The organism is Mesorhizobium sp. IMUNJ 23232 (assembly GCF_044326205.1).
Lineage (GTDB): Bacteria > Pseudomonadota > Alphaproteobacteria > Rhizobiales > Rhizobiaceae > Kumtagia.
Window position 1 is genome coordinate 1 of sequence record NZ_JBIRCY010000091.1, and the last position, 22,807, is coordinate 22,807.

Below are 22,807 nucleotides of genomic sequence, written 5' to 3' on the forward strand. Positions count from 1 at the left end.
CGCCTGCGGCTTTGGCGCCGGCGCAGGCGTTGGCTGCGGCCTAGCCACCACGGCGGGTTGCGGAGTTGGCTGCGGCCGCGCGACCGTGGGCTGTGGCGCGGCGGTGGGGGCCGGAGCAGGGGCCTGCTGCGGCGGACGCGGCGTCAACACCGGTGCCTGCGCGGGCTCCGGGCGATCGCCAGGCATCGAGAACTTGCGCTTCTTGGTCTCGACGACGACCTGCTTGGTGCGGCCATGCGAGAAATTCTGGCGCACGATGCCCTGCGTGACGCCGGCCGGCTTGAGGCTCAGCGTCTTCTTGGTGTTGACGGTCAACGTATTGTCGTCGCCGGATTTCGTATCGCTCATTCCATATCCTCTGCGGCTGTCTCGTCTTCGGCGATCGCCGCAAACATCGCCTGATCTTCCGGGGAGCCGCCCCGGTAGCGGTCGAGCGCCACGAGACGCTTTTCTGCCGCCTTTCCCGCCTCCTGCGCGAGAACGGCAGCATGTATCACATTTGTCCCGCCCAATGCCAAACTCAATTCGGCTTCCGAAAAAAGTTTATAGGCGTGGATTTCCGGCCCGCCGAGATGGGCTGTCGCCCTTCTGGCCTGGGTAATCTTGCGGACACCGTCCTGCGAGGCGTCCATGGCATGGAGCACGCAGAGCGCTTCGCCGCTGCGCACCGCATTGTCGACCTTCGCGGCGCCCAATGCAACCGCTCCAGCCTTGCGTGCCAGCCCGACGGCGCCCAGCGCGGATTTCACCATGATCTGGTCGATCTGGTCCGCAAGGTGAGGAGAAACGTCGACCTGCCGCTTGAAGGCACGCGCGAACGCATTCTTCGCGACGGCCTTCTCTACATGTAGGCGGTCGGCGCTCACCCAGCAACCGCGGCCGGGCAGTTTTCTCTTGAGGTCAGGAACGACCGCGCCGTCGGGACCGACGACGAACCGGATCAGTTCATCCGGCTCGCGCCGTTCGCGCGAAACGATGCAGGTGCGATCGTTCATCTCGTCGAGGGGACTGGCGATGGGTCACCTCACGCATCCGCCGGCTCGGCGGCTTCTTCGGCGACGAGCTCGTCCTCGGTGATCCATCCGGCCTTCAGCCGCGCCGCGAGCACCATCTGCTCGGCATCGGCGCGCGACACTTCGTGGCTGGCAAGTACGCCTGGGAACATCTTGGTCTCGCCGTCCTTGCGCTCTTTCCAGCCGACGAGGTCGTCGACGGCATAGCCGGCAAAATCCTCGACCGTCTTCACGCCATCCTCGCCGAGCGTCACCATCATCGCCGTGGTCATGCCGGGAATCTCGCGCAGCTCGTCCTTGACGCCAAGCTGCTTGCGCTTCTCGTCATGCTCGGCCTCGATCTTCTCGAGATATTCGCGAGCGCGCGACTGGATCTCGCTGGCGGTATCCTCGTCGAAGCCGTCGATCGATGAGATCTCGTCGGCATCGACATAGGCCACTTCCTCGACCGAGGTAAAACCTTCGGAGGCCAGCACCTGGCCGACCATCTCGTCGACGTTCAGCGCCTGCATGAACAGGTTGGAGCGTTCGACGAATTCCTTCTGGCGGCGCTCCGATTCTTCCTGCTCGGTCAGGATGTCGATGTCCCAGCCGGTGAGCTGCGAGGCGAGGCGGACGTTCTGGCCGCGGCGGCCGATGGCCAGCGACAACTGGTCGTCGGGAACCACGACCTCGATGCGCTCGGCGTCCTCGTCGAGCACCACCTTGGCAACTTCGGCCGGCTGCAAGGCGTTGACGATGAAGGAGGCGGCCGACGGCGACCACGGGATGATGTCGATCTTCTCGCCCTGCAGCTCGGCCACCACCGCCTGCACGCGCGAACCGCGCATGCCGACGCAGGCGCCAACCGGATCGATAGACGAATCGCGCGAGATCACGGCGATCTTGGCGCGCGAGCCCGGGTCGCGGGCGACCGACTTGATCTCGATGATGCCGTCGTAGATTTCCGGCACTTCCATGGTGAACAGTTTTGCCATGAACTGCGGATGGGTGCGGCTGAGGAAAATCTGCGGGCCGCGCTGCTCGCGCCGCACGTCGTAGACATAGGCGCGCACGCGGTCGCCGTATTTGTAGTTCTCGCGCGGGATCAGCTCGTCGCGGCGGATGATCGCCTCGCCACGGCCGAGGTCGACGATGACGTTGCCGTATTCGACGCGCTTCACCGTGCCGTTGACGATCTCGCCGATGCGGTCCTTGTATTCGTCGAACTGCCGGTCGCGCTCGGCCTCGCGAACCTTCTGGACGATGACCTGCTTGGCCGACTGGGCGGCGATGCGGCCGAAATCCATCGGCGGAAGCTGCTCGGCGATGAAATCACCAAGTTCCGCGTCGGGGTTGCGCTCACGGGCCGAGGAGAGCGCGATCTGCGTCGCGTAGTCCTCGACCTTTTCCACCACTTCCATCAGCCGCTGCAGCTTCATCTCGCCGGTGTTGGCGTTGATGTCGGCGCGGATGTTGGTTTCCTGGCCATAGCGCGAGCGCGCCGCCTTCTGGATCGCGTCCGCCATTGCGGCGATCACGATGGACTTGTCGATCGACTTCTCGCGCGCAACCGCATCGGCGATCTGCAGCAGCTCGAGCCTGTTCGCACTGACTACCATTTTTATCTCCCTGAACTTCGCCGGCTATGCCGGGCGCTCATTCACTTTCCGTTGTATCTTCTTCGTCGGTCTCGCCGCGGCGCTTGCGCGCCTCCTTGCGGGCCCGGTTGTCCTTCGACAGCGCGTCGCGGATGAGGTCGTCGGTCAGCACCAGCCGCGCCTCGCCGATCGCCTCGTAGGGCACCCGCACCGTCGGCTCGACGCCATAGGCGGGCATGTCCCGCTCGATCAGCACATCGGCCTCGCCCGCCTCGGCGATCTTGCCCTTGAAGCGCTTGCGCTCGGCGACAAGAACAGAGGTTTCCATCTTCACCTGATGTCCGGTCCAGGCGACGAAATCCGACTTGCGCACCAGCGGCCGGTCGATGCCGGGCGACGAGACTTCCAGATGATACGCCTTGTCGATCGGATCATCCACGTCCAGCGCCGGCGAAATCGCGCGGCTGACCTCTTCGCAATCCTCGACGGTCATGGTGCCGTCCTCGCGTTCGGCCATGATCTGCAAGGTCAGGCCGTTCTGGCCGAGCAGGCGGACGCGCACGAGGCGAAAACCGGTCGCGCGCAGCACCGGCGCGATGATCGTCGCCACCCGCGCTTCGGTGCCGCTCTCGCGGATGATGCGGTCGTCCATCGGACGTTCGCCTTGTTCGGCCGTCATTCAGTCTCCAGCGGTCCGGGTAATAAAAAAGAGCGGGACCGGGTGGACCCACTCTTCGTCATACCGACCAAGAATTTGATGTCGATATAATCCCAATCGAGCCAATGTGCAAGGCTGGGGATCGTCGCAATCGGGCAGCGTCCGACTACCTGATCTCGACGACGCGCTCACCGGCCGCGAATGCCTTATCGGCTGTGGGAAGCAGCGGCTCGATTATCCGCCAAAGGCGCGATGTCGTCATGTTGCCACATCGGACCCAAAGGAGTGGACCTGCGAGAACACCGCGTATCGAGAGGGCGACAAAGTCCTCATCCTTGCTGATCACAATTGCTTTTCGGCGATTGGCTTCCAGCGCGATCTCCAAGTCCGAGGCGTCAGGCGTCAACACATCGAAAACATGCACTGCCTGATGTCCCGCTGAGGCCAGACGCGCCGCCAGGCCTCGCGGCAACTGCGCATCGACGAGGAATATCAAGGGCTACGCCGCGCGAAGGACGCGGTGATCGGTCGCCTTGGCCGCATAGTCGAGCGCCGCATAGATATCGGCCTCCGTCAGATAAGGAAAATCTTCCAGGATTTCCGCAATCGTCTCGCCGGTGCCCAGCGCCGACACGATATCCGAAACACGAATCCGCGTGCCCTTGATCCGGGGTCTCCCGCCGCAGATATCCGGGTGAAAGTCGATACGATCCGATATCGAGTCGATAGGTGGTGCTGCACTTCGTGCCCGAAGCTCCGTTCGCAGCACGCTGACGCGCCACCGCTTGTTAGGCGTCTTACCCATATTCGCGGCAAAGCGCGCGAATGCATCGCGTAGTTCCATTCCCAGCACGGTATCGGCCTCGACTTCATCGAACCATGCGGCGAGTGTCGGTTCGGTCTCGCGCCCGTCTTTTCGGTCGTAGCCGCTGACAAGGTAATCTTCGGCGTTCATACCGCGATAGCCGACGAATTTGCTCGGCCCGAACATCCATTCGCCAGCCGCATTCCTGACCGCGTACCAAGCCGGGTGCCTGCTCAGACGAGCGGCAAGAGCCGGATGGCTCCCGACGCTTTGGAAGTAGCCAGCAATACCCTCCGCCGCTTCAACGGCGGACGCGACGATGCGCTTCTTTCTCACGGAGGTCTCCATGGACCGGAATTTACCTCATTTACCTCCGGATGTAAATTTCACGGTGGCGGCTGCATTGACCGCATAGCTGGCCTGCGGAATCACCACTCAAATCTTCGGTCGACAACACCTATCTTTGCTGCATCGCACAATGCGAAAGGACAAGACAATGTCGACCCGCACCAAGATCGGCGAACTGTTTGACATCTTCGGCAGCGCCATCGCCGCCGCTTCCGCCGTCGAAGCCCGCCGCCAGCCCAAGGCGCGCGACCTGCGCACGCTGGGCATCGATCCCGAGCGTTTCCGCCAGATTCGCCAGTAACGGACTTTTTCCGCAAGGTCCGGCGAGGATCAGTCCTCGTCCGTGCCGAATTGCGTCAGCACTTTGCCCTTGCCGCGGTAGCGGAGATAGAGCGGCAACAGCACTGCCGTCAGCGCCAGCACCCAGAGCACGATCGCGATCCAGGAATGGAATAGCGTCATTGGGTCGCCCTGGCTGATCTGCAAAGCCTGCCTCAGGCTCTTCTCGGCCATCGGCCCGAGGATCAGGCCGACGACGACCGGCGCGATCGGATAACCGAATCGCCGCAGCAGGTAGCCCAGCACGCCGAAGGCGAGCAGCAATCCAAGGCCGAACGAGATCGGCACCGGCCCTATGTAGGATGTGGAGCCATCGGCGCCGATTGTGCCGAGCGTGGCGAACACCAGGATGCCGGCGTAGAGCCACGGGCGCGGGATGGTGAGCAGCTTCACCCACAGTCCGATCAGCGGCAGGTTCAGCACCAGCAGCATGAAATTGGCGACCAGCAGGCTGGCGATCAGCCCCCAGACCAGCGGCGCATTGGTGACAAACAGCAACGGGCCGGGCTGAAGCCCGAACTGCTGGAAGCCGGCGAGCATAATCGCGGCGGTCGCCGTGGTCGGCAGACCGAGCGTCAGCAGCGGCACCAGCGTTCCTGCGGCGGACGCATTGTTGGCGGCTTCCGGCCCAGCCACGCCCTCGATCGCGCCCTTGCCGAATTCCTCCGGATGTTTCGAAAAATTCCGCTCCGCCGAATAGGACAGGAAGGATGATACGTCGGCACCGCCGGCCGGCATCGCGCCGATCGGAAAACCGATCGCCGTGCCGCGCAGCCACGGCACCCAGGAGCGTTTCCAGTCCTCGCGGCTCATCATCACCGAGCCCTTGATCGCCTCGACCTTCTCGCCGCCGAAAGCATGCGTTGCGACGACCGCGAGAGTCTCGCCGATGGCGAACAGGGCAACGGCGAGCGTCGTCACCGAAATGCCGTCGAACAGGTTCGGCAGGCCCATGGTCAGCCGCGCCTGGCCCGTCAACTGGTCGATGCCGATCAGGCCGAGCGCCAGGCCGATGACCAGCGAGGTCAGGCCGCGCAGCGTCGAATCGCCGAAGGCGGCCGACACCGTCATGAACGCCAGCAGCATGAGGGCAAAATATTCGGAGGGGCCGAAGGACAGCGCGAATTTCACCACCGAAGGCGCGATGAAGGCCAGCCCCAGGGTCGCGAGCAGGCCGGCGACGAAGGAGCCGATCGCGGCCGTCGCCAGCGCCGGCCCGCCGCGCCCGGCCCGCGCCATCTTGTTGCCTTCCAGCGCGGTGACGATTGAGGCGCTTTCGCCCGGCGTGTTGAGCAGGATGGAGGTGGTCGAGCCGCCATACATGCCGCCATAATAGATGCCGGCGAACATGATCAGCGAGCCGGCGGGGTCGAGCTTGTAGGTGACGGGCAAGAGCAGCGCCACGGTCAGCGCCGGTCCGATGCCGGGCAGCACGCCGACAGCGGTGCCTAGCGTCACGCCGATCAGCGCGTAGAGCAGGTTGTGCCATTGTAGGGCCGTGAGCAGTCCCTGCGCAAGCAACTCGAACGTGTTCATGCCGACCCCTAGAAAAGCCGTTCAAGCGGGCCGGCGGGCAGGGTGAGCTGCAGGCCCTTGGCGAAAAGCAGCCAAACCACGAAGGAAAAGACAATGCCGATGGGAATCGTCTTCCACAGCGGCCCCTTGCCGAAGCCTTTCGCCGTGGCGGCGAAAAGCAGGCCGGTGGCAATGGAGAAGCCGATGCTCTTCATCGTCAGCAACTGCACCGCGAGCCCGCCGATGATCCACAGCATGGGCGGAAAGTCCTGCCGCTCGCGCTCGGGGAAATCGCCGCGTATGGCCGCAATCGCTGTCAGGATGCCAAGCAGGACAAGCGCGCCGGCGATGATATAAGGCACGGTCTTCGGCCCGACCGGCGTGTACATGGAGACGCCGCCGGCGGACCATGTTCCCCAGCCCATGCCGAGCCCGGCAAGGACCAGAACTATGGCAATGACGAGCGCCGCCCGGTCGGGGCGGCGCTCTTCTTGCGGTTTGCCACCGAGGCTCATTTCACCAGGCCGATGTCCTTGAGGATCGCGCCCGTGGCCTCGGTGTCCTTCTTCAACTGCTCGGAGAAGGCGTCGCCGGCGAGATAGGTGTTGGCCCAGCCCTTGTCGGCCAGCGTCTTCGTCCAGGCGGCGGAGCCGTTCAGCTTCTCGATGTCGGCCAGGATCGCGGCCTTCTGCTCGGCGGAAATGCCGGGTGCGGCGGCGACCATGCGCCAGTTCTGGATCGACACGTCGACGCCGCCTTCCTTGAAGGTCGGCGCGTCGATGCCGGCGATGCGCTGGTCGCTGGAGATGCCGATGAGGCGCAGCGTGCCGGCCTTCACCTGCTCGGCGAATTCGCCGTAGCCGGAGATGCCGACGGTCACCTGGTTGCCGAGGATGGCGGCCAGCGCTTCGCCGCCGCCGGAGAAGGCGATGTAGTTGACCTTGGTCGGGTCGACGCCGACCGCCTTGGCGATCAGGCCGGCCGTGATGTGGTCGGTGCCGCCGGCCGAGCCGCCGCCCCAGGAGACCGCGCCCGGATCGGCCTTCAGCTTCTCGACGAGGCCGGCCATGTCCTTGATGTCGGAGGCGGCTGGTACGACGATCGCTTCATATTCGCCGGTCAGGCGAGCGATCGGAGTGACTTGCTCGAGCGTGACGGGCGAGGCGTTGGTCAAGATGGCGCCGACCATGACGTAGCCGCCGACGATGAGCTGGGTCGGGTCACCGTTCGCCTGGTTGACGAACTGGGCGAGGCCGATCGTGCCGCCGGCGCCGGGCACGTTGGTGACCTGCACGTTGCCGGAAATGCCTTCGTCCTGAAGCGCGGCCTGCATCGAGCGCGCCGTCTGGTCCCAGCCGCCGCCGGGAGCGGCGGGCGCCAGGATCTTGTAGTCCGCGGCCTGCGCCGGCAGGGCGAGAAGCCCGGTCAGAAGCGTTGCGTAGACGAAATGTTTCACGAAAATTTCCTCCTTGGTGTTGCGTGACCGCGATGCGCGGCCGCGCCGAAATGGCGTTTTTGCGGCTGTTGCCCGGCCCGTACGGTCACGCTCCATGGATGGAATGGAACGATGTCGGCGTCCTGCGCCGGTTCCGCTTGCCGGGCCTTGCCCGCGATCGATTGTCCGAAGTCCTCCCGAACTCCCTGCGCCGTCGAATAGTTGCCGCAGACCCCTCAGCCTGCCGCCTCCACGGCCGCATAGAGGTCACGTTATAGCGTCAAGCTGTCATTTAACTGACACCGTGAAGATATCATGCCCGACATCGCCTGCCATTTCTACTGTTCGCGCAGCGACTCGTTCCAGCGCTTGATCAGCCGCGTGCGCTTTACCTGGTCGAGATAGACCATGAGCCCCGGCGTCACCGGAACCGGCCGCAATTGCGCGCCCATCGACGCCTGCATGGAGTTGGCGGTATTGTCGCCGGAAACGTCGGGGTTGACCGCCGCGATCTGCAATTCGCGCGCCATGATGCTCTGGCCTTCATCCGACATGAAATAGTCGAGATATTTGCGGCCGAGGTCGGGTGCATTGGCCGCCTTCGGCACCAGGCCGATGCGTGACATGACGATCGTATAGTCCTTCGGCAGCACGATGCCGACATCCGGATTGTGGGCGGCCCAGTCGGCGGCATAGGAGCCGAGTATGTTGTAGCCGAGCACGAAGCGGCCGTCGGCGATGCGCTCGAGGATGGCTGAACTGGTGGAGTAGAGCTTTACGCCCGCCCCGCCCATGGCGCGCACCACCGACCAGATGTCGGGAAACTGCTCCTGGTCGCGCGACAGGAACATGAAGCCGACACCCGACCGCTCGATATCGTATGTGGCGATGCGGCCGAACACTTGGTCGCCCTGCGCCTTCAGATAGTCCACGAACTGGCCGCGCGTTGCCGGTGGCGGCGCGTCGCGAAAGCTTGGCTTGTGATAGACGAAGACGGCCGGCTCGAAGGTCAGCGCATAGGCGGTGTTGCGCCAGTTCGCCCAGCGCGGCCAGCGCGCGCTCATCGCAAGGTCGCTCGGCTGCGCGTAGCCGTCATTGGCGAGCTTGATCTGCAGGTCCATCGCCGAGGAGAAGGCGAAGTCGGCGGTGCCTTTTCCCGCATCGGTTTCCGCGACGATGCGGTCGTAGATGTCGGACGTCAGCAGTTCCTCGTAGCGCACGGCGATATCGGGATTGGCCTTCTGGAAGCCGGCGATCATCGGCCTGGCGATCGGCATATCCAGCGACGAATAGACGGTGAGAGTGCGCGCGCCCGCCTCGCCGCTGAGCGCCGGAAACACCAACGCCTCGGCGAAAGCCGGCGTGCAAAAGGCAAGAAGTGCGGCGATGCCGGCAAGGACGCGCATGGGCGAACCATGCATCAGGGCGGCATTGTTCACAACCTTCTCATGGCTGGCTAAGGTACGCAACGGAGGGCACGATGCGCATTCTCGTGGTCGAGGATAATCCGGCACTGACGCGCGGCCTGGTGACCGTGCTCAAGGGCGGCGGCTACGCGGTGGACGCTGTGGGCGACGGCGCGGCCGCGATGGCCGTGCTGGCGGCGGAGCGCTTCGATCTGGTCATTCTCGACTTGAATCTGCCGGACATGGACGGCCTCGACGTGTTGCGCGCGCTTCGCGCCCGCCAGAACGGTGCCAGCGTGCTGATTCTTTCCGCGCGAGGGCAACTGGACGACCGGGTGCGCGGCCTCGACCTTGGGGCCGACGACTACATGACAAAACCCTTCGACGTGGATGAACTGGAGGCCCGCGTCCGCATGCTGCTGCGACGGCGGGTCGGGCTCAAGGCGACCACCGTCTCGGTTGGAGAGATAACCCTGGATCTCAACGCGCGCTCGTTTTCGGCGGGCGGCACGCCGATCGACCTTCCGGCGCGCGAGCGGACATTGCTGGAGACGCTGTTCCTGCGCTCGGGAAAGGTGGTGCCCAAGCAGGCGATCATCGAGTCGCTTGCCGGTTTCGACGACGACCTGAGCGCCAACGCCATCGAGCAATATGTCAGCCGCTTGCGAAAAAGGCTGGCGCCATATGGGCTTACGGTCAGGACGGCGCGCGGCATCGGTTATTACCTCGAACGGTCGAAACCGGCGGAATGAGGCCGTCCGCCGCCTATTCGCTCCGCCGCAGGCTGCTCGCCTGGCTGCTCGTGCCGTTGGTGCTGGCCGGCCTTTTGGCGCTCGCCGACACTTATCGCGAAGCGGTGGTCACGGCCAACACGGTGTCCGACCGGGTGCTTGCCGGCTCGGCGCTGGCGATTGCCGAGCGCGTCGTCGTCGGCGAGGACGAGGCGCTGGAGGTCGACATCCCCTATGTCGCTCTGGAAATGTTGACCTCGGCCGCGCAGGACCGGGTCTTTTATCGCGTCGACGGGCCGCCAGGCACCTTCATTACCGGCTACGAGACCTTGCCGACCGTCGAGGGCGTCGCAAGAGAAACAACAGTTTACGCCGATTCGACGTTTCGGGGAGACCCGATCCGGCTGGCGGTGCTGGCGCGCTCCGCTTCCACCGGCGTCGGCTCGGTTCCCTTCGTGGTCACGGTGGCGGAAACAACCATCGCGCGGACCCAACTCGCACAGGCGATCCTGCTGCGCTCGACGCTGCGCCTGGCGACGCTGATTGCAGGTGCGGCGCTGATTGTCTGGTTCGCGGTCACCGCTTCGCTGCGACCGCTCTACCGGCTGCGGGATGCGATTGCGGAGCGCAGTCCGGACGATCTTAAACCGATCGAGCAGGTGGTTCCGCAGGAGGTCCGCGGCTTGGTCGACACGGTCAACTCCTTCATGGCGCGACTGAATTCAGCGCTGGACGCGATGCGGCATTTTACAGGCAATGCCAGCCACCAGCTTCGGACGCCAATGGCGATCGTTCGTACCCAGCTTGCCTTGGCGGGACGTGCTGGCTCGCTGGACGAGGCGCGCGAGGCGGCGCGGGCCGGAGACGAGGCGGTCGCGCATGCCGAGCGCATTTTGGCACAGTTGCTGCTGCTGGCGAAGATCGACGAGGCGACGTCGGAAAAACTCAAAGCATTGGATTCATTCGATATTACAGCACTTGCCCATGACATCACAGCCGATCAGATCATGCGGGCGAATGCCACCGGCATCGACCTCGGCTTCGAGGGTGGCGAGCCGCTGTTGGTCCGCGCCGATGCGCTGCTGATCGGCGAGCTGATCCGGAATCTGATCGACAATGCAATAACTTACGCCGGGCCCGGCGCCGAGGTGACGGTGCGCGTTGAGCGCGACGATGGCGTGCTTCTGGAGATCGAGGACAACGGGCCGGGGCTGACGGCGGAAGAGATCGTGCTGGTGCGAAAGCGCTTTGCCAGGGGGGGCGGCAAGGCAAAACCGGGAGCCGGCCTCGGCCTGCCGATCGTCGAGGAAATCGCGACGCTGTTCGGCGGCACGCTCACCCTGTCGCAGGCCGCAGGTGGCAAGGGCCTGAGCGTCAAAGTGTTGTTTCCGCAGGCCTTTTCGGAGAGCATCCCGAGCGCCGACCGCCTGTCCTAGCAACCCCGGCGGCGGGGTTTCGGAACTCATGTCAGGCCCTTGAAACATAGCGAATTCATGCGTTTATCGCGAACGAATCGCCAAAGTAGTCAGGCGGACCGTGCTAGAACCCCGGCGAACCACGCCAATGGCCCTGCAGACCGCACGAGACGGTCTTCCCTGGCGTCCTGATGCCAAGGGGCATGAATTTTTGACCGGCGAAGCGCCCCCACTCCGGCCCTTCGGGCCACCCCTCCCCCTAAGAGGGGTAGAGGAAAGGCGCTGCCGTTATGCCGGCGCTTTTTCCAGCTTGGCTTCCTCTACCCCTGAAAGGGGGAGAGGTGGCCCGTAGGGCCGGAGTGGGGGTGTTTCGCTAGGACAAAGGTCAGCGCTGTCACCGCTGGTAGGAGTTGCTGCCGGATTTGTTCGGACCCGACAAACCCAACGCAGATGAATTAAGTTCGACGAAAACTCAGATAGGCCGGCCGTCGGTTCTCGCGGAGTGCCTTCGCCTCGTACCGGGTGCCCGGCCAGCCGGCAAAAGGCTGGTGCCAGTCGGCAGCTTCGGTTGCCAGCCAGGAAAAATCCGGATGCGCCCGGCAGTGCTGCAAGGTCCAGTTGACATAGGTGTCGATGTCGGAGGCGAAGCGGAACAATGCGCCGCTTTTCAGTACCCGAGCGAAGCGGTCGAGATTGACGCGGCTGACGAAACGCCGCTTCCAGTGTTTTTTCTTCGGCCAGGGGTCCGGGTAGAAAAGATCGATGCGGTCGAGGCAGGCGGGCGGCAGCCAGTCGAGAACCCGGATGGCGTCGTCGTCATAGACGCGCAGATTCGGCCGGGGCTCCGCCTCGACCCGCGCCAGTAATTTCGCCATGCTGTTGACGAACGGTTCGACGCCAATGAAGCCGACGCCCGGTTCGGCGGCTGCAGCATGGAGGAGATGTTCCCCGCCGCCAAAACCGATCTCCAGGCGGATCGCCGAAACCGGTATTGGAAAGAGCGTGGCCGGCTCGGCGGGGCAGGGGACGGAAAGATCGAGCCGGTAGCGTTCCAGGCCTTCGCTGAGCGCGACGGCCTGTTGCGAACCAACAGGCCGGCCGCGCCGCCTTCCGAAGAACCCTTCGGTGGAGCGGCTCGGCCTTTCGGGGCCGGTCATCTCATTCAGCTCTGGTCTGCTGTCAGGCTGCGAGCGCCTGCTTGAGCGCTTTCGCCAGGTCGGTCTTCTCCCAGGAGAAGGAACCGTCGCGGCCGGGCTTACGGCCGAAATGGCCGTAGGACGAGGTTTTGGCGTAGATCGGCTTGTTGAGATCCAGGTGCTTGCGGATGCCGGACGGCGACAGGTCCATGACATGGCGCAGCGCGTTCTCCAGCTTCGCCTCATCGACCTTGCCGGTGCCGTGCAGGTCGACATAGATCGACAGCGGCTGGGCGACGCCGATGGCGTAGGAGAGCTGGATGGTGCAGCGGTCGGCAAGGCCGGCTGCAACAACGTTCTTGGCGAGGTAACGCGCCGCATATGCGGCCGAGCGGTCGACCTTGGTGGTGTCCTTGCCGGAGAAGGCGCCGCCGCCATGCGGGGCCGCGCCGCCATAGGTGTCGACGATGATTTTTCGGCCGGTGAGGCCGGCGTCGCCGTCCGGGCCGCCGATCACGAATTTTCCGGTCGGGTTGATGTACCAGTTGCAGTCGTCGGCGATCTTCAAGTCGCCGAGCGCCTCGCGGATGTAGGGTTCGACGACCTGGCGCACCTTCTTGGAATCCCAGCTCCCGTCCATGTGCTGGGTGGAGAGCACGATCTGGGTGGCTTCCGCGGCCTTGCCGTTCTCGTAGCGCACGGTCACCTGGCTCTTGGCGTCGGGGCCGAGTTTTCCGACCTCGCCCTTGCCGGCGTGGCGGGCGGCGGCCAGCAGTTCAAGAATCTTGTGCGAATAGTAGATCGGCGCCGGCATCAGGTCCGGCGTTTCCTTGCAGGCGTAGCCGAACATGATGCCCTGGTCGCCGGCGCCCTCTTCACCTTGCTTGTCGGCGGCATTGTCGACGCCCTGGGCGATGTCGGCCGACTGGCCGTGCAGCAGCACGTCGATCTTGGCGGTCTTCCAGTGAAAGCCGCTCTGCTCGTAGCCGATGGCGCGGATCGCCTTGCGGGCGACCGACTTGAATTTCGACGGGTTGATGATCGGGAATTCCTTGGCGTCCTCAAGCACGTTGCCGTCCTTGTCCTGCTTGAGCAGCGACTTCGGCACGCGCACCTCGCCGGCGATAACGACGCGATTGGTGGTGGCCAGCGTCTCGCAGGCGACGCGCACGTCCCAGGCGTCCATGCCCGACTTCTTGGCCTCGCGGTAGACCAGGTCGACGATTTCGTCGGAGATACGGTCGCATACCTTGTCGGGATGCCCTTCCGAAACCGATTCCGAGGTAAAGAGATAGTTCTGGCGCGCCACGGGTGTCCCCTCTTGAAAGGCCGGTCCGGCAGGATGCCGAAGCCGCAACCCGATAGCGAAGCGGGACGCAAGGCGTCAAGCCCGCGTGGAGTTGGCGGAGGGAGCCAGCTTGAAATTTGATGCCTTGACTCGGCTTGAACAAGATCGCCACCCCGCCTTTCCGGCGATCCGCCGCAAAAAACCACGGCATGCGGCCAAAGCGTCGCTGCGAACCGGCTACATTCACAATGTGCACTTGATAAGTGTCTTTTTCGCTGAATGCATTCTCGCGACAGTTGTCGAAAAATCTATGAACTGCTACCATAATGAGAAGTTCCTGGGAGGGTATTCATGCTTATCAGCGAATTCATTTCCGGCGTCTCACCGGATTTCACAATCGAGCGTAGCGGCGACCAAGTCACGCTGTCCTTTTCCTACTATCTGACGGGATATCTGGACGAAGAACTTGGCTATTATGTATGGGATGGCGAGATCGGCGCCGAACTCGGGGCGTTCAGCGGATATGTCCATCAGACGCTGGACAGGCCGATGGACCTCCAGTTCAATGCAACACTCGCGTCGGGCGTCACGACCAGCGGCTCCTACTATCTGAACGACAATATCGGCGGCGCTGCGCTGACAAGTGATTTTACCGTAACCTTGTTTGACGTGGCGGCCGACTATACCGGAACGGCCGGGTCGGATGTCGTCTTCGGATCGGCTCAGGCCGACAAGTTGCGCGGTGGAGAGGGGAACGACTTCCTGATCGGCAGCGCGGGCGATGACACGCTGGCCGGCGGGGACGGCGACGACGTGCTGAGCGGTGGCGAAGGCTCGAACTATCTCAGTGGCGGTCTTGGCCGGGACACGGTGTCCTACGCGGATTCGGCTACGGGCGTCTGGATCCAGTTGATGACCCTCTGGGGCACGCATGGCTCGTTCGTCGACACCTACAACTCCATCGAGAACGTTATCGGATCGGATTACAACGATACCTTGATCGGCAATGATGGCGTCAATCTGATCGTCGGCGGCAGCGGCTTCAATTCTCTCCGCGGAGAAGCGGGAAATGACCGGATCATCGGCGGCGACTTCGGGGATGTCATATCCGGCGGAGACGGGAACGACATACTCTCCGGCGGCGGCGGCGATGACACCTTCCGCGGCGGACAGGGAGCCGACCAGATAGATGGCGGCGCAGGCGATGATGACATCGCCAGTTACGACAATTCCCCCGTGGGTGTCGTCGTCTCACTCGCCGATCAGTCGATCAACACCGGCGAGGCCAGGGGCGATGTGCTGATCGGCATCGAGGGCCTGCACGGTTCCAACTCTCGCGACAAGTTCTATGGCGACGGCAACGCCAACTGGTTGTACGGCGGCGGGGGGAATGACGTGCTATCCGGTGGCGGTGGCAACGACATTCTCGTCGGCGAAAGCGGGGCTGACCAGATGGATGGCGGAGGAGGCCGCGACCGGGTCGACTACGACAATATGGGCAGCGGCGCCGTCGTCTCTCTCGTCGATTCCTCGATCAACGCCGGCTCGGCGGCGGGCGACATACTGGTAGGAATTGAAGACCTGTATGGTACGTACTTTGCCGACACGTTCCATGGCGACGGCAACGCCAACAAGTTGTATGGCCAGGCGGGCGCCGACACGCTGTTCGGCGACGCGGGCGATGACGGTCTGAACGGCGGCATCGGAAACGACGTCCTGGATGGCGGCGAAGGCGACGATTACCTCGAAGGTTCAGGTGGAGACGACGTTCTGTGCGGCGGCGCCGGAGCGGACACGCTGCGGGGTTTTGCGCGCACCGGCACGGACGATGGCGGCACCGATACCGCGTCCTACGAGACAGCGACGGCGAAAGTTGTGGCCAATCTGCAGAATCGCGCGAACAATACCGGCGATGCGGCGGGCGATATCTACTACCTGATCGACAACCTTCGCGGATCCGACCATGGGGACTCGCTGGCCGGCGACGGTTTTGCCAACGTCATCGACGGCGGCGGCGGGAACGATACGCTGCGCGGCTATTACGGCTACGACACGTTGACGGGCGGAGACGGCCAGGACATCTTTGTGTTCAGTTCGGCGCTGAACGCCAGCGCCAATGTTGACATGATCACCGACTTTAACGCAGCGGACGACACGATCCGACTGGAGGCGCGCATCTTCTCGGCGTTGCCGGCCGGCACGCTGGCGGCAAGCGCATTCAGGGCCAACGCTGGCGGAACCGCCGGAGACGCAGACGACCGGATCATCTACGATTCCACGAGCGGCGCCCTTTTTTATGATGCCGACGGCAATGGAGCGACTGCCGCCATCCAGTTCGCTTGGTTGGTGGGAGCACCTTCGATCACGGCGGCCGAGTTTGTGGTGGTCTGAACAACGGGCAAGCCGACGGCCACTTCAAGATATCGATACCCAGCCTTATCGATAGCTTGGCGTCCCTTTAGAGAGTCCGCAACCCTATTGCGGACGAGCCAGCGGGCCTCTGGCGAGAACCGTTTTGTGCGTTCCTGAATTGGCCGAACACGCCTTGGCCACCCGCTAGCTGAACACGTCCGCCAAATCTTGTTCGGCGCTTCCCGGCTCGAACAGCCGGCTGACCGGTGACCAATAGGCGGCTGCGAGTACCGCGCCAGTCAGTAGAGTCGAAAGCTCGTAGATCGCTTCCGCGAGGGGAGCAGTTGGATGGGAATTGTCGGTGAAAACAGACATGGCAAGTCCGGCTACCGTCAGCCATAGAGCCGCGGGTCTGGACCATCGGGTGAAAAGGCAAAGGCCGATCGTCATGGCGACCAGAGCCACGATGAGCAGCAGGAATATCCCCACGAGGATACCCTGGGACATCGTGAAAGGCTCGGCATTCGGCGTACCCGGTGAGCGTGCGATCTCGACGGCGAGGCCGACGAACGGAACGACAAGGTTCGCCACGACCAATTGCCGAAATACCAACGGCGTCATTACGATCTTCAAAACCCCCTCCTCGCCGCTTGCAGCGGCAAGGAGGATAGGTGCGTGAGAAGCTGTTTGTCCACCGCGCGGGACGGTCACCGCGCGTGATCCGCGCGCCGCCAGAGCCGTGCGGATGGTCCGATCCCTGCCGCCTGCTTGGCCCGCTACTCGGGCTCGTCCGCCGCCAGCGCCTTGACCAGTTCGATGATCTTGCGCCGGATCTTAGGGTCGCTGATCCGCACGAAGGCGCGGTTTAGCTGCAGGCCCTCCGTGCTGGTGGCGAAGTCCAGCGCGAGCGACGCCACACTGTCCTCGGCAAAACCCCGTGCCGCGCTTTCGTGCCCGGGCGCATCCTCGAACAGGAAGGACACCGGCACGCCGAGGATTTCGGAGATCGCCTGAAGTCGGCTTGCGCCGACGCGGTTGGTGCCCTTCTCGTATTTCTGGATCTGCTGGAAAGTTATGCCGAGCGTTTCGCCCAGCTTTTCCTGGCTCATGCCGAGCATGTTCCTGCGAAGGCGAATCCGGCTGCCGACATGGATGTCTGTCGGATTCGGTTTTTTCTTGTTCTCTTTGCCGTTCATCTTTTCCTCGCCGTTCTTCGGCTTTTTGTGCTTATGGCAGGTTCCCTTCCGGAGCATGGCATGCCGGAAAAAGCCATGACGGACTTCTTACAATATGAGTTGCTAATATACACTCTGTCAATTCGGCTTGACTCGCCGCACAGCCATGGCCGCGGCCGAAATGAGCCCGAACAGGCCCACAATGGCGAGGCCGATCATACCGTACGGCAATACCCGCCGGCTGCCTCCAGCCGGCACCGGAAGATCGACATCGAAATAAGCATGCGCGTCGATAGCCAACGCATCGATCACGCGACCTTGGTGGTCGATGGCACCGGATATGCCCGTATTTGCAGCACGCACGACTGGCAGTCCTGTCTCGACGGCTCGGACCTGCGCCTGACGGAAATGCTGGTAGGGACCAGGCGTATTTCCAAACCATGCGTCGTTGGTAACGTTCACAATAATGTCACTTGTTGCAACGTCAATAGCGACAAGCTGCGGAAAGATGATTTCATAGCAAATAAATGGTGTCGCAAGGATGCCGCCGGGCAGGTCGATGGGCTTGCGAAGAGTTCCTGGCTCAAAGTCCATCGGTCCAGCGACGATCTGCTTCAGCCCTATACGGTCGAGAAGGTTCGAAAACGGCAGGTATTCACCGAACGGCACGAGGTGAATCTTGTCCACCGCATTCACGATTTCTCCGCCGGCGTCGATGGCGACCACCGAATTGTAATAGATCGTTGCTGTTTGCTTCCCGTCGCCTTCGGAGCGAACCGCTCCGGCCAGCAGCATCTGGCCTTCGGTCAGCATGGCGCCGATGGCGGCCAGCGCGTCTGGGCGGTCGGTTAACAGGAAGGGAACGGAGGTTTCCGGCCAAAGGATGAGCTGCGGTTTCGCGTGGCCTTCCGCCGGCGCCTCGGCGCTGAGGCGCATGAGGTCGTCGAATACTTTTGCCTCTTCAGCGGGGTTCCATTTCCGCGACATGTCGACCGCGGGCTGGACGATGCGCACCGTGAGCTTGCGTTCGCCCTCGCCGGCCGGGCGGGACAGGCGGTACCAGCCGAAGCCGGCATGCAGGACACACAGAATTGCCGCCAGCACCAGCCCGAGACGGCGATGTCGGCTGTCCGACAGAAGCGCAGGCATGGCGAACACGAAGACGGCCAGCGCGTTCATGCCGACCAGGCCGACGACGGAGACGCTCTGCATCAGGGCCGGGACGGGCATCGCCGCATAGCCGATCGCGTTCCACGGAAAGCCTGTGAACAGGAAGGTTCGCAGCCATTCGGCGATGCCGAAGCCGAAGGCGAGGGCTGCGATGCGGCCGATGCCGTCGCTCCACAGAAGGCGCGCCAGCGCCGTAGCGAAGCCGTAGAAGAAGGCGAGCATGACCGGCACGCCGAGGACCGCGAAGGGCAGAGCCCAGGCAAAGCTGTCGGCCTCGACCAGGAGCGCGCTGCCGATCCACCACAGGCCGGCAAGGAAATAGCCGAAGCCGAACCACCAGCCGACCGCAAAGGCCGGGCGGAAGCGGCGCAGCACCCCCGACATGGCCGGTGCGGTCGCGCCGTCGAGCAGCCAGACAAGGATCGGGAAGGATACGAAGCCGACGGCGAAGAAATCGTAGGGTGCCTGTGCAAGCACGGCGAGTGCGCCGGCGAGAAACGCCGTCACGGCTCGGCGCCAGCCCCAAAGCAAGATTATACGCCCAGTCAGGCGCTCCATGCGCGGTCCCCGTCGCGAATCACCCCGCACAGATTTAACAGCATGGGGGGCGCGGCGCGAACGCCCAAAGATTTACAGGCCCGCGCCCTGCCATCACCCGGCCTCGAAAACCCGGCCCTTGTCGACCGTCAGGAACTGCGCCTTGCCGGCCAGGCTGAAAAACAAAGCAGCCTCCGTGCCGGTCATGAAGGCCTGGCAGCCTATGTCCTCGAGGATCGAGAAAAGTGCTGCGCGACGGCGCTGGTCGAGATGGGCGGCGATCTCGTCGAGCAGCACCAGCGGCACCTGGCCGGAAATCTCGCCGGCAAGGCGCGCATGCGAAAGCACGATGCCGACCAGCAGCGCCTTCTGCTCGCCGGTGGAGCAATATTCCGCCGCCATGTCCTTCGGCCGATGGCGCACCAGGAGGTCCGCGCGGTGCGGCCCCTCCAGCGTGCGTCCCGACGCACGGTCGGCGGCGCGGCCTTCGGCGAGCCTGCGGCGATAGATTTCCTCGACCTCGGTGGCGGAGCTCTTTGCGATGGCGCCTTCGACCGTGCCGGACAGCGCGATGTCGGCCTGCGGGAACGGCCCGTCGCCGGGCATGCGCTCGATCATCGCGGCGAGCAGCCGCAGGAGTTCCACGCGCGCGGCGGCGATTGCCACGCCGGTCTCGGCCATTTGCGCCTCGATCGCGGCGAGCCAGCCATGGTCACTTCTGTCTTCCGCCAGCAGGCGGTTGCGGCCACGCATCGCCTTCTCGTAGTCGAGCGCACGCTGGCCATGGCCGGGATCGATCGCCAGCACCAGTCGGTCGAGGAAGCGCCGGCGGTCTGCCGCCGGCCCGGTGAACAGCGCGTCCATGGCCGGCGTCAGCCAGACGACGCGCACCCATTCGAGCATCGCCTCGGCGGATTTGGCGGCCGCGCCGTTGATGCGGGTGCGGCGAGTACCGTCCGGCGCGCTGTATCCCGCCGTTCCCGTGCCGATCTCGACCGTGCCGAAGGCTCCGTCCAGCGTCGCATGCACGGCGAAGCCGCCTTCGCTTCCCTCGCGCGCGATCTCCTCATAGGTTGCACGACGCAGGCCGCGGCCGGGCGCCAGCAGCGAGATCGCTTCGAGCAGGTTGGTCTTGCCCGCGCCATTGTCGCCGGCGAACACGATGGGGCGCGGCTGCAGCGGCAGGTCGAGCGCCGCGTAGTTGCGGAAATTGGTCAGGCGCAGCCTGGTCAGGCGGACCCGCGCCGGTTGATCGGACATCGGCTAGAGGCTGTCTGGAAAATGGATGAGGGCGGGCTGCAAACGGCGTTCTGCTGCGCTCCGATGCTCACGTACCCAAATGTACGCTCCGCTTCGGTGCTCGCAGAACACCGTTTCCGCCGCGCCCTGATCCATTTTCAAACAGCCTCTTGGCGGCTGATCCGGCTCAGACGCGCATCGGCATGAGGACGTAGAGCGTATCCTCGTCGGCCGTGTCGTGGATCAGCGTCGGCGAGCCGGAATCGGCCAGCATGAAGCGCGCATTCTCGCCGCCGAGCTGGGCGGCGACATCGAGCAGGTATTTTGCGTTGAAGCCGATCTCCATCGGGTCGGACGAATAGTCGGCCGCCAGTTCCTCGGTGGCGCTGCCGGAATCCGGATTGTTGACCGCAAGCGTTACCTGTCCGTCGCCGATCGACAGTTTTACCGCGCGGCCCCTCTCGGACGAAACCGTCGACACACGATCCACGGCGCGGGCAAACGTCTCGCGGTCGATGAGCAGGCGCTTGTCGTTGCCGGTCGGGATGACCCGCTGGTAGTCAGGGAAGGTGCCGTCGATCAGCTTCGAGGTGAGGACCACGCCGCCGATGGTGAAGCGGATCTTCGTGTCGGAGAGTTCGGTGGCGACGGCGACGTCGGGCACGTCGACCAGTTTCTGCAATTCGTTGACGGTCTTGCGCGGGATGATGATGCCGGGCATGCCTTCCGAGCCCGCCGGCGCGTCCATCTCGGCGCGCGCCAAGCGGTGGCCGTCGGTGGCCACCGAGCGCAGCTTCAGCTTGCCGCCGGCCTCGACGGCGTGCAGATAGATGCCGTTCAGGTAATAGCGCGTCTCTTCCGTGGAGATGGCGAACTGCGTCTTGTCGATCAGCTTCTTCAATGCCGCGGCATCCAGCCGGAAGATGTGGCTGAACGAGCCGGCGGTGAGCTGCGGGAAGTCGGACTGCGGCAGGCATTGCAGGCGGAAGCTGGAGCGGCCTGCCGCCACCGTCATGGCATTGCCGTCATCGTCGGTGCGCAGCATGACCTCCGCCCCCTCCGGCAGTTTGCGCACGATCTCGTAGAGCAGATGCGCGGGAACGGTGGTGCCGCCGGCGCGCTCGACCTGCGCCGGGGTCGCCTCGGTGATCTCAAGATCCAGGTCGGTCGCCTTCATCTCCAGGCTGTTGCCTTCGGTCACCAGCATGACGTTGGAGAGGATCGGGATCGTATTGCGCCGTTCGACCACGCGATGCACGTGGTTAAGGGACTTCAGGAGGTTGGAGCGTTCGAGGATTACACGCATGACGAAACAAGCTCGAATTTTCTATAGACGAAACGTCGGTGGAAATATCACCCGCGCCACCCGACTTCGGCGGGAATCTGCCTCAAACTGACAGCAAAAGGCCTGCAAAGGCAAGCCCGCGAACCGGCTTGCAGGCCGATCCGCGGGCGCTGTGGAAAACCTTGCCCGGATAACGGGCCGAACCGGTCACGCCTGGTCGCTGATCAGCCGCCTGAGCAGCTCCAGTTCCTGGGCAAGCGAGTTGTCGTCACCGGACAAGCCCTCGATCTTACGCACCGCATGCAGCACGGTGGTGTGGTCGCGCCCGCCGAACCTTCTTCCGATCTCCGGCAGCGAGCGCGGAGTCATGACCTTGGCAAGATACATGGCGACCTGCCGCGGCTTGACGATGGTGCGGGTGCGCCGGTTGGACAGAAGCTCGGTCTTCGACACGTTGTAGTGGCGCGCCACGATGCGCTGGATATCCTCGATGCGCGGCCGCTTCGGCTCGCTCGAACGGTACATATGGCGCAGTATGTCGTCGATCTGATCGATCGAGATGTTCGGCTCGAAGCTTTGGCGGAACAGAAGCTGGTTGAAGGCGCCTTCAAGTTCGCGGCCGCTGCCGGTGACCGTGCGCGCGATGTGGTCGAGCACGTCGTCGGCGATGTCGACCGCCGGGTCTTCCGCCTTGGCCGCAGCGAGCCTGAGCTTCAGCATGCCGAGGCGCATGGCGAAGTCCGGTGCCGACATTTCGAGCGCCACCCCGCCGATCAGCCGCGAGCGGACGCGCGGCTCCAGCGATTCCAGCTCCGCCGGAGGACGGTCGGCCGCGACCACGACCTGCTTGGCGCTGTCGAGCAGCATGTTGATCAGGTGGCAGAATTCGTTCTGGATCGACTTGCCTTGCAGGAACTGCATGTCGTCGATGATCAGAAGATCGATGTCGCGCAACTGCTCCTTCAGCGTCAGCGCATTGTTGTCGCGGATGGCGGTGGCGAAGCGCCACATGAAATATTCCGCCGTGAGATAGACGACACGCGACTTGCCGTTCTGGCGGACAGCTTCCGCGGCGATCGCCTGCAGCAGATGCGTTTTGCCGAGGCCGACCGACGCGTGCAAGAACAGCGGGTTGAAGCGTGACGCCGATTCCGCCACGGCCTTGGCCGCCGCGAGCGCGACGCGGTTTGACGGGCCTTCCACGAAGGACTCGAAAGTATAGCGCGGATCGAGCGGCGAGCCGAGCACGCTGCTCCTGGCCTCGCCTTCGACGGGCGCGGTGCGCTTGCCGGCGTCGCGATCCATGACGTTCAGGCCGGTCGCGCCCGCCGTCAGCGTCGCGAAGGCGGGGCGGGCCGCCTTGCGCGGGCCGCGCGCATC

22 protein-coding genes are annotated in these 22,807 nt (G+C 64.0%); 4 read left to right on the plus strand and 18 right to left on the minus strand.

Translation table 11 applies throughout. The annotated features are described in order from the left end of the window. From ACH196_RS35270 to ACH196_RS35295, 6 genes are all read right to left on the minus strand, one after another. The coding region (locus tag ACH196_RS35270; RefSeq protein WP_396651496.1) for a translation initiation factor IF-2 associated domain-containing protein at positions 1-348 on the minus strand (348 nt) is incomplete at its 3' end. Next, positions 345-995: an RNA-binding protein gene (locus ACH196_RS35275; protein WP_396651497.1), complete on the minus strand. Its 651-nt coding sequence runs from the start codon at positions 993-995 to the stop codon at positions 345-347. The genes ACH196_RS35275 and ACH196_RS35270, both read right to left, overlap by 4 nt. A gap of 29 nt (positions 996-1,024) precedes the next feature. After that, positions 1,025-2,614, minus strand: coding sequence for a transcription termination factor NusA (nusA, locus tag ACH196_RS35280; protein WP_396651498.1), 1,590 nt, complete (start codon positions 2,612-2,614; stop codon positions 1,025-1,027). Positions 2,615-2,651: 37 nt separating this feature from the next. Continuing rightward, the gene (gene rimP, locus ACH196_RS35285) at positions 2,652-3,272 is read right to left on the minus strand and encodes a ribosome maturation factor RimP (protein WP_396651499.1); all 621 of its coding nucleotides are present in this window, start codon (positions 3,270-3,272) and stop codon (positions 2,652-2,654) included. Between the two features lie 145 nt (positions 3,273-3,417). Beyond that, complete coding sequence (locus ACH196_RS35290; RefSeq protein WP_396651500.1) at positions 3,418-3,747, minus strand: DUF5615 family PIN-like protein; 330 nt, start codon at positions 3,745-3,747, stop codon at positions 3,418-3,420. A 3-nt stretch (positions 3,748-3,750) separates the two neighbouring features. After that, positions 3,751-4,392: a DUF433 domain-containing protein gene (locus tag ACH196_RS35295; protein WP_396651501.1), complete on the minus strand. Its 642-nt coding sequence runs from the start codon at positions 4,390-4,392 to the stop codon at positions 3,751-3,753. 160 nt (positions 4,393-4,552) lie between these two features. Here ACH196_RS35295 and ACH196_RS35300 point away from each other — a divergent pair, with 160 nt between their 5' ends. Further along, on the plus strand, positions 4,553-4,705 hold the full coding sequence (locus tag ACH196_RS35300) for a hypothetical protein (protein WP_396651502.1): 153 nt from the start codon (positions 4,553-4,555) through the stop codon (positions 4,703-4,705). 29 nt (positions 4,706-4,734) lie between these two features. Here ACH196_RS35300 and ACH196_RS35305 read toward each other — a convergent pair whose 3' ends face one another. From ACH196_RS35305 to ACH196_RS35320, 4 genes are all read right to left on the minus strand, one after another. Further along, positions 4,735-6,279, minus strand: coding sequence for a tripartite tricarboxylate transporter permease (locus tag ACH196_RS35305; protein WP_396651503.1), 1,545 nt, complete (start codon positions 6,277-6,279; stop codon positions 4,735-4,737). Positions 6,280-6,287: 8 nt separating this feature from the next. Beyond that, on the minus strand, positions 6,288-6,773 hold the full coding sequence (locus tag ACH196_RS35310; RefSeq protein ID WP_396651504.1) for a tripartite tricarboxylate transporter TctB family protein: 486 nt from the start codon (positions 6,771-6,773) through the stop codon (positions 6,288-6,290). Then, positions 6,770-7,714 (minus strand): Bug family tripartite tricarboxylate transporter substrate binding protein, encoded by a 945-nt coding sequence (locus ACH196_RS35315; RefSeq protein ID WP_396651505.1) that lies wholly within the window; start codon positions 7,712-7,714, stop codon positions 6,770-6,772. The genes ACH196_RS35310 and ACH196_RS35315 overlap by 4 nt, the downstream gene beginning before the upstream one ends. 317 nt (positions 7,715-8,031) lie before the next feature. Beyond that, the gene (locus ACH196_RS35320; protein WP_396651517.1) at positions 8,032-9,099 is read right to left on the minus strand and encodes an ABC transporter substrate-binding protein; all 1,068 of its coding nucleotides are present in this window, start codon (positions 9,097-9,099) and stop codon (positions 8,032-8,034) included. 74 nt (positions 9,100-9,173) lie between these two features. On the opposite strand from ACH196_RS35320, the gene ACH196_RS35325 reads away from it, so the two are divergent. Both ACH196_RS35325 and ACH196_RS35330 read left to right on the plus strand, forming a co-directional pair. Beyond that, positions 9,174-9,851 (plus strand): response regulator transcription factor, encoded by a 678-nt coding sequence (locus ACH196_RS35325; protein WP_396651506.1) that lies wholly within the window; start codon positions 9,174-9,176, stop codon positions 9,849-9,851. Further along, entirely contained in the window at positions 9,848-11,266 is a 1,419-nt protein-coding gene (locus tag ACH196_RS35330; protein ID WP_396651507.1) for a sensor histidine kinase N-terminal domain-containing protein, read from the plus strand. Before ACH196_RS35325 ends, ACH196_RS35330 begins: the two co-directional genes overlap by 4 nt. 434 nt (positions 11,267-11,700) lie before the next feature. Here the strand turns inward: ACH196_RS35330 and ACH196_RS35335 are convergent, their stop codons facing one another. Together ACH196_RS35335 and metK are read right to left on the minus strand one after the other, a co-directional pair. Then, positions 11,701-12,402: a tRNA (guanine(46)-N(7))-methyltransferase TrmB gene (locus ACH196_RS35335; RefSeq protein ID WP_396651508.1), complete on the minus strand. Its 702-nt coding sequence runs from the start codon at positions 12,400-12,402 to the stop codon at positions 11,701-11,703. 22 nt (positions 12,403-12,424) lie between these two features. Further along, a complete protein-coding gene (gene metK / locus ACH196_RS35340; protein WP_396651509.1) occupies positions 12,425-13,690 on the minus strand; it encodes a methionine adenosyltransferase in 1,266 nt (421 codons plus the stop codon). A 330-nt stretch (positions 13,691-14,020) separates the two neighbouring features. Here metK and ACH196_RS35345 point away from each other — a divergent pair, with 330 nt between their 5' ends. Then, entirely contained in the window at positions 14,021-16,060 is a 2,040-nt protein-coding gene (locus tag ACH196_RS35345) for a calcium-binding protein (RefSeq protein ID WP_396651510.1), read from the plus strand. A gap of 165 nt (positions 16,061-16,225) precedes the next feature. Here ACH196_RS35345 and ACH196_RS35350 read toward each other — a convergent pair whose 3' ends face one another. The 6 genes from ACH196_RS35350 to dnaA all read right to left on the minus strand — a co-directional run. After that, positions 16,226-16,654 carry a hypothetical protein gene (locus ACH196_RS35350; protein WP_396651511.1) on the minus strand — a complete coding sequence of 143 codons (429 nt, stop codon included), beginning with the start codon at positions 16,652-16,654 and terminating at the stop codon, positions 16,226-16,228. A 143-nt stretch (positions 16,655-16,797) separates the two neighbouring features. Beyond that, positions 16,798-17,217 carry a helix-turn-helix domain-containing protein gene (locus tag ACH196_RS35355; RefSeq protein WP_396651512.1) on the minus strand — a complete coding sequence of 140 codons (420 nt, stop codon included), beginning with the start codon at positions 17,215-17,217 and terminating at the stop codon, positions 16,798-16,800. Between the two features lie 117 nt (positions 17,218-17,334). After that, positions 17,335-18,924: an apolipoprotein N-acyltransferase gene (lnt, locus tag ACH196_RS35360; protein WP_396651513.1), complete on the minus strand. Its 1,590-nt coding sequence runs from the start codon at positions 18,922-18,924 to the stop codon at positions 17,335-17,337. 93 nt (positions 18,925-19,017) lie between these two features. Further along, positions 19,018-20,163 carry a DNA replication/repair protein RecF gene (recF, locus tag ACH196_RS35365; protein ID WP_396651514.1) on the minus strand — a complete coding sequence of 382 codons (1,146 nt, stop codon included), beginning with the start codon at positions 20,161-20,163 and terminating at the stop codon, positions 19,018-19,020. A gap of 166 nt (positions 20,164-20,329) precedes the next feature. Beyond that, positions 20,330-21,448, minus strand: a complete 1,119-nt coding sequence (gene dnaN / locus ACH196_RS35370) for a DNA polymerase III subunit beta (protein ID WP_396651515.1) — start codon at positions 21,446-21,448, stop codon at positions 20,330-20,332. Positions 21,449-21,634: 186 nt separating this feature from the next. After that, positions 21,635-22,807: chromosomal replication initiator protein DnaA (dnaA, locus tag ACH196_RS35375; protein WP_396651516.1), on the minus strand; the 1,173-nt coding region annotated here is incomplete at its 5' end.